Origin of the sequence: uncultured Gimesia sp. (assembly GCF_937910335.1) — a bacterium.
Lineage (GTDB): Bacteria > Planctomycetota > Planctomycetia > Planctomycetales > Planctomycetaceae > Gimesia.
In genome coordinates this window covers 1-4,691 of the sequence record NZ_CALEMX010000413.1, presented here as the reverse complement: position 1 = coordinate 4,691, position 4,691 = coordinate 1, and the positions used below count along the sequence as shown (strand labels likewise).

3 protein-coding genes and 1 pseudogene are annotated in these 4,691 nt (G+C 47.7%); 3 read left to right on the top strand and 1 reads right to left on the bottom strand.

Annotation, left to right across the window (positions count from 1 at the left end; all coding sequences use genetic code 11):
* A pseudogene (locus Q0668_RS16270) lies at positions 1–451 on the top strand (hypothetical protein); the annotation flags it as partial.
* Positions 452–474: 23 nt separating this feature from the next.
* On the opposite strand, the gene Q0668_RS16265 reads toward Q0668_RS16270, so the two are convergent.
* Entirely contained in the window at positions 475–1,965 is a 1,491-nt protein-coding gene (locus tag Q0668_RS16265; RefSeq protein ID WP_298866544.1) for a hypothetical protein, read from the bottom strand.
* 427 nt (positions 1,966–2,392) lie between these two features.
* Here Q0668_RS16265 and Q0668_RS16260 point away from each other — a divergent pair, with 427 nt between their 5' ends.
* Both Q0668_RS16260 and Q0668_RS16255 read left to right on the top strand, forming a co-directional pair.
* Positions 2,393–3,442, top strand: coding sequence for an ATP-grasp domain-containing protein (locus Q0668_RS16260; protein WP_298866543.1), 1,050 nt, complete (start codon positions 2,393–2,395; stop codon positions 3,440–3,442).
* A gap of 15 nt (positions 3,443–3,457) precedes the next feature.
* Positions 3,458–4,477 (top strand): hydantoinase/oxoprolinase family protein, encoded by a 1,020-nt coding sequence (locus Q0668_RS16255; RefSeq protein WP_298866542.1) that lies wholly within the window; start codon positions 3,458–3,460, stop codon positions 4,475–4,477.
* Positions 4,478–4,691 lie beyond the last annotated feature (214 nt).

Sequence of the window (4,691 nt, the reverse complement as noted above, 5' to 3'; positions counted from 1 at the left end):
TGAATTCGCCGGTTTGGGAAAGGATACGACGGATGACAAATATGCTTACATCAAAAAGTCGTTTATCTTTCTGGACGGGAAACCAGCGATGATGCCGACCCGGAACTGGGCTATGAAAGCGCGCTACATTCCGGGGCAGGTCTGGTGTCCGAAATCGGTTCCACGCACCGATGTGAACCCGCGGCCCTTAAGTAAAGAGGTTCCCAGTAACGGATTAATTGGTTGTTATAGTGCCGACGATCGCTGGATATTTGCGACGGCTTTCGAACCATACCAGGAATTGTTCCAAGGTGTCATTCGTTGCCTGCATGCAGATTTTCGATTGGGTGGTTTAGATTCAGGCGAAACAAAAACGATCCGGGGCAAGGTGTATATTGTGCCTGCGGATATGAAAGCTCTCGTAAAACGCTATGAACGAGATTTCCCCGAACATGCAAAGCAGAATTGGTAGGAGATCATTCAATCATAGATGTGTCAGCGATTTACCGTTGTGATTTCGCTGACGCGTGTTTTGAGTTTTTCGGAATCCGCTCCGCCGATGGTGACTTCGAACTCTCCATCGCCGGAGCCAATCGCTTTGACCTGAATCGTATATCGCAGAAATGCGTCTGCTGGGAGCTCTCGAATCGGAGAGACCGTCAATAGATTTTGATTGACTTCCGGTTTCAAATTCAGTTTCTGATTTCCCTGATAAGCTTCAACCGAAACGACGCGGAACATACGTGGGATTTTTGCCTGGAACGAGATATCCCGGGCAGGTTGCAAGCCTCGATTTTCAATGCTGACTTCATATACGGTCTCTTCACCGCGCGTGATGGGGTCTTTGGTATCTCGGACCTGTACATCGAAAACACCTTGAGGCGGAGTAACTTTTAAACAGGCGGAAACCTGTTCTTTCGGCAGGTCAGGGCTGTCAACATTTACTCTCAGACAGGCATGTTCGGCTGCGACTTCGCATTCGAATTCCACTTGTAACTGCACTCCCTCACCTTTCCGAATAGTATCCAATGACCATTTTAGCTGCCCCGATTCCCGTATGGAACCAATCGAAGCTTCACGTGGCGTTAAGACCGGATCGTAGGTGATGACTGCCTGGACATTGTTTAAATCGACGTCGGAAACATTTGATAATTTGACAATATATTCAGCGCGACTGCCTATGGTTCTAGCAGAAGGTCCGATGATAGACAGATCCAGTTGTTTCTTTTCGTACTCCACACAAACGGATTTCCAGACCAGCTCCTCTTTGTCGGCGATGGCGCGAAACCGGCAGCAATGGCTACCTAAAGAATCGCTGTAGAGAGTGAGCGAAATTTCTTTTGATTCTCCGGGTTGTAAAGTGCCAAGCAACTGTCCGATTTTCTTTTCACGTCTGCCGGGAAAGAGAAATTCCGTATCAAATTCACATTCCAGCAATACATTTCGGACTGCCCGATCACTGACATTTTTGATGATCAGATAAAACGTGGCACCACTGCCTAGCTGTCGCTTGGGAATTACATCAACCGTCATTTCCAAGCGGTCTACAGTACCCGGTACTGTCATCTTCGGACCCGATAGTGGTTTCGAATCTGGCTTCGTTGGTGAAAGGTTGTTCTTAGATTCTGGTTGTTTACTTTTCAGCCGGGGTGTGATCTGTTCGGGTAGATCCCGTGGCTCTGGAGTTCGAGTTCGATCTGCCGAATCTGGTACGGCAAACAAATCTTTATCAGACTGTGATGACTCCGGTATGTTTTGTGGAACCTTCTGTGGATTGACTCTTTGAGTTTCGCGCGACTGAGGAGTTTTATTCTGTGAAGGGCTATCCAAAGACTGATTCTGTGGATCTAAAGGTGGCGGATCGGTTAGTTTTAAGGATGAGCGCTGACCAGGCGCAAGGGCGGAACAGGCTGTGGCTAACAAGATGATCAGCAACAGCATTCCTGGAGTCGATTTCGAAAATGGCCGAATCCAATTGCTCGGCATGGACAATCCTCTATCATTCAAAAAGAAAAGTAATCTTTAAAAGTCTACCATGCAAACAGGTGTGCAAACGGGACAGAATCAGAGGATTTTGTAAAAAGTAAAGGGGGCAATCCGGACGGGACTTAAAGGCTCATGCGTTTCCTGGTTCCTCTCCGTTTTGAGCGGTTTCAAACAGTTAGAGGTTCAGAATTACCTGATTAATCAGGAAAGGTTTGATCAATCAGCAAAGACTGATAAAACGTGCAGAAAACAATGAGATGACGCGTTGTAGCAATTAACAAACGAGAATTGAGTACCTAGACTGAAGAGCGTGAAATCAAAAGCAGGATTAATCTCATTATCCCGAATCCAACGCCGCTGTCTCGGCTCTGAATCGCAGACACAGAGGTAAAGATGAAACAAACAAGGTAGGACGTTGAACGTTTTTGTGTCTGAATATCTCAGTAGCGGTGGTTGTGCGGCGTCTCGTGCGGAACCGTCATTATTGACAGAAGGAGCTGCGATGCTTGAGGCCGTGATTACGGATCTGCTTGCGATTCCAGATTGTAATGTGATGACCTGCGTGGATGCAGATCTGCCGACGCCTTTCAACGAGTTTAAGCATTGGGATCAGGAACAGCGACTGCAGGTGAACCGCGTCAAGGGGCCGGAAGAGGAAATACTCTTCTTCGAGGATGCTTGTCGGCTGGCAGATGTCGTTTGGATCATAGCTCCTGAATTTGATGACATTCTCTACCTGAGAACTGAGCGTGCGATTGAGTTGGGAGCCTTAGTCTCTGGCTCTGATTTGAACGCCATCAAACTGACCGCAGACAAATGGCGTCTTTTTGAATTTCTGAAAAAACAGTCTCTCCCTACCATATCCACATCCTTGTTTGAAAGTTTGCCATCAATGCCACCCGAATCATGGCCTTGTGTTATCAAACATCGATATGGGGCAGGAGGGCTGGGATTAACATATTTCGAAGCGCTTGAAGACTGGAGGGAGAATCTCTCGCAAATTCAGAATGACGGTTTTGATTACATCATGCAGCCTTTTGTTTCAGGAAGGATGATTTCAACTGCGGTTCTGATAAATTCGCAGCGCAGGGAAATCTTTCCTGTGGGAGAACAAAAAATATGCTGGCGATCCGGATTTCAATATCAGGGAGGGCTGATTCCGGCTGATCTGAATATTGATATATTAAGATCAATAGAGAAATTAATTCAGTCTGTTTGTGAAGTCATACCCGGTCTTTTTGGATATGTCGGCTTTGATCTTCTGTTGCCGGATGTTGATCCTGCGGCACCTTTGATTATGGAGATCAATCCTCGCTTGACGACCAGTTATACAGGCTATCGTCAATTGACTTCGAATAATCTGGCAGAACGGATTATCAAATTGGAAACGGAGCTTCCCCTCATCAATTGGCAAGCGGGGCAGAACGTTGAGTTTGGTCCTGACGGAAGTGTTTTATTGAACCCGATGCGCAATTAGAGAGTAGTGCGATTCATGTATGTGATTGGTCTGGACATTGGTGGTGCGAATATCAAATCCGCAGACTGCAATGGTGTTGCGCATGCGATTCCCTTTGAACTCTGGAAAACGCCGGAACTGTTAAAGCAGAAACTACAGGAAATACTCACATTGTATCAGCAACCCGATCTGGTAGCGGTGACAATGACAGGGGAACTGGCAGATTGCTTTCAGTCAAAGGCTGAGGGTGTCGAAACCCTATTGTCTGCTACCGAACAGGCTGTGGCACCCGTTCCGGTCGTGGTCTGGCAGACAGGGGCAGAATTTCTGACGACGGCACATGCCAGAGAGTTTCCCTTGTTGTCAGCGGCTGCCAACTGGCATGCACTGGCGACCTGGTTGGGGCGGATGATCCCGGAACAAAGTGGGATTCTGATCGATATTGGCTCCACAACAACGGACATTATTCCCATCCAGGAAGGCGTGCCGGTTCCAGAAGGACTGACCGATGTCGAAAGGCTGCGCTCTGGCGAATTAGTCTACACGGGTGGACGTCGGACTCCAGTGGCAATGATTGAGAGGTCGGTTCCTCTGCGTGGTCAACAATGTCCGATGGCTGCGGAATGTTTTGCTACGGCACTGGATCTTTACCTGTTGCTGGAGGACATAGATGAGAATGCAAGCGATATAGATACGGCCAACGGTCGACCTGCAACGCGATTTGATGCCTATGATCGGATCTCCCGCTCTGTTTGTTGTGATATTTCAGAAATCACCAGGGCGGAAGCGGTCGCGATGGCAACTTTTCTTGCAACACAGCAGCAACAACAGATTTCTGAAGCAGTGGATCAGGTTCTGGGAAGAATGACAGAACCACCGTCTGCCGTTCTGGTCAGTGGCAGTGCTGTTTTTCTGGCAGAAAAAGTCGTTCAATTACACCCGATTTTAAGTCAGGCTGCGATGACCAATGTCGCAAAAATCTTTGATGGCTCAATCGCCGACTCTGCATGTGCATTTGCGGTCGCACGATTAGGGGCGGAACGAGTGCGATTCTGAGCGTCTCGATGCTGGGAAGAAGCGAATGTTTTTGTCCGGGCTGTATTTAGCACAAGTCGTAAGTCATAGTCATTCAAAGGCTTGAACGGATCAGGCTTTCTCCTGCTTGCCTATTGTGAATCAATGGTCTTCGTCCAAGAGTGGTTGACTCATTTTTCGTACTTATGGTATCTTTCCGCTCCTGCAAGTGCTTGATGACGATTCTTTTTTGAGC

Excerpts from the sequence above, each read along its gene's own strand:
- Q0668_RS16255 (WP_298866542.1), top strand. The coding sequence starts at position 3,458 with ATGTATGTGATTGGTCTGGACATTGGTGGTGCGAATATCAAATCCGCA.
- Q0668_RS16265 (WP_298866544.1), bottom strand. The coding sequence starts at position 1,965 with ATGCCGAGCAATTGGATTCGGCCATTTTCGAAATCGACTCCAGGAATG.